This window comes from Azospirillum sp. B4 (assembly GCF_000333275.1).
Classification (GTDB): Bacteria; Pseudomonadota; Alphaproteobacteria; order Azospirillales; family Azospirillaceae; genus Nitrospirillum.
This window is the reverse complement of the sequence record NZ_BACU01000132.1, coordinates 1-1,443: the sequence shown is the minus strand read 5'-3', so window position 1 is coordinate 1,443 and position 1,443 is coordinate 1. Positions and strand designations below refer to the sequence as shown.

The following is a 1,443-nucleotide window of genomic DNA, read 5'->3' as shown; positions in this document are numbered from 1 at the left end:
CCATGCTGAACCAGGCCAGGGCATCCACTGCCCCCGGCCGGAGGGCGCCTTCTATGTCTATCCGTCCTGCGCCGGCACCCTGGGCAAGACCACGCCCAACGGCGCCGTGCTGAAGACGGATGAGGACTTCGTCACCTACCTGCTGGAATCGGAAGGCGTCGCCGTCGTCCAGGGCAGCGCCTTCGGTCTGGCCCCGCACTTCCGCATCAGCTACGCAACCTCGACCCAGGCGCTGGAAGAAGCCTGCCGCCGCATCCAGCGCGCCACCGCCGCCCTGCGGTAAGCGACGCGACAGCAGCGATTACGGGAACGGCCGCCCTGGCGACGGGGCGGCCGTTTTCGTCGGCCCCTCCACTCAATTTTCTAGGCCGCGACTGCGGGCCGCCGAAGCGAGTACCGGAGGGCGCGGCGAGGACAGCCCAAGGCCCGGATGGGCCCGCCGGCGCCTGAGGACCTTATTTAGGGCTCCAGCGCGGACTGTCCGGCGATTCCGCCGGGGTGCGCAGGGGCTGGGCCAGGACGACCACCCAGATATAGGCGTCGTTAGGGCCATTGGGCGTGGGGTTGGCCACGCGGGCCACGCCCACGTCGGTCATGCCGGGCGTGGATAGCGCCCCGACGGTGGCGGCGGTGTCCTGCCAGATGGCCAGGGGCTGGCCGGGGTCGCCGGAGGCGCGGGCCTCCAGCGCGATGTCCTGCATGGGCACGTAGAAGGCGCGCAGCAGGCCCTGGCGAAGGTCGGGCGTCTGGGTGCCGCTGGCCAGCGCCAGGGCGCGGGCGGCCGCGGCCTCATCCAGCACCGGCTGGCGGTTCAGGGCCGGCAGATTGGCCTGGATGCGCGTCTTCTGCAGGAAGTCCACCAAAGTCTCCGCGGCCGCCCGGTCGGCCGCCCCCATCGTGACGGGCGTGCCGGCGGGCACCGCCGCCACAGCCCGGCTGCACAGCCCATCCACAGCGCCACCCGCCGCCACCAGGGCGGTCCCCAGCATCAAGGTCGCCAAAACGCGCATGACATTTCTCCGTTCTTCTTAAGTTCTTATCCAGCCTGGACCAGCCTGGGGTTGACCGGGGGATCAACCGCGCCGGCACCGGGAATACCTGCCATCGCCAATCGCGATCAAACTCCTGTTTAGAGGGCGAGTGTGGCGGAAAATCGACCGTGGGTGGCAAGGCATACTTGCGTATGCGCCTGGTCCACCGAGGTGATTCTTTCGCGGCGTTGAAGGCCGCCCCAGGGAATCCGCGAATTTCGAGCGGAATGGGAGTTTTACACAAGGCCTGACCTCGGTTGCAGGACAATCCTGTCAACCGGTTTTTTGCCTATCATGAACTATTTGTTAGATATTGACAGAACCAGTTTCCAGCAAAATCAACTGGTTGCTATTTTTTGCCTAAATAGTGAGCAAATCCTGGAAAGCCTTGCGGCGCCTGGGGTGGGACACG

2 protein-coding genes are annotated in these 1,443 nt (G+C 66.4%); one reads left to right on the top strand and one right to left on the bottom strand.

The window, feature by feature from the left end; translation table 11 throughout:
* A partial coding sequence (locus I55_RS06205) for an aminotransferase class I/II-fold pyridoxal phosphate-dependent enzyme (protein ID WP_044559632.1) occupies positions 1 to 283 on the top strand: 283 nt, incomplete at its 5' end.
* Between the two features lie 172 nt (positions 284 to 455).
* Here I55_RS06205 and I55_RS35335 read toward each other — a convergent pair.
* Positions 456 to 1,010 carry a hypothetical protein gene (locus I55_RS35335; RefSeq protein WP_044559631.1) on the bottom strand — a complete coding sequence of 185 codons (555 nt, stop codon included), beginning with the start codon at positions 1,008 to 1,010 and terminating at the stop codon, positions 456 to 458.
* Positions 1,011 to 1,443: the final 433 nt, after the last annotated feature.

Excerpts from the sequence above, each read along its gene's own strand:
- I55_RS35335 (WP_044559631.1), bottom strand. The coding sequence starts at position 1,010 with ATGCGCGTTTTGGCGACCTTGATGCTGGGGACCGCCCTGGTGGCGGCG.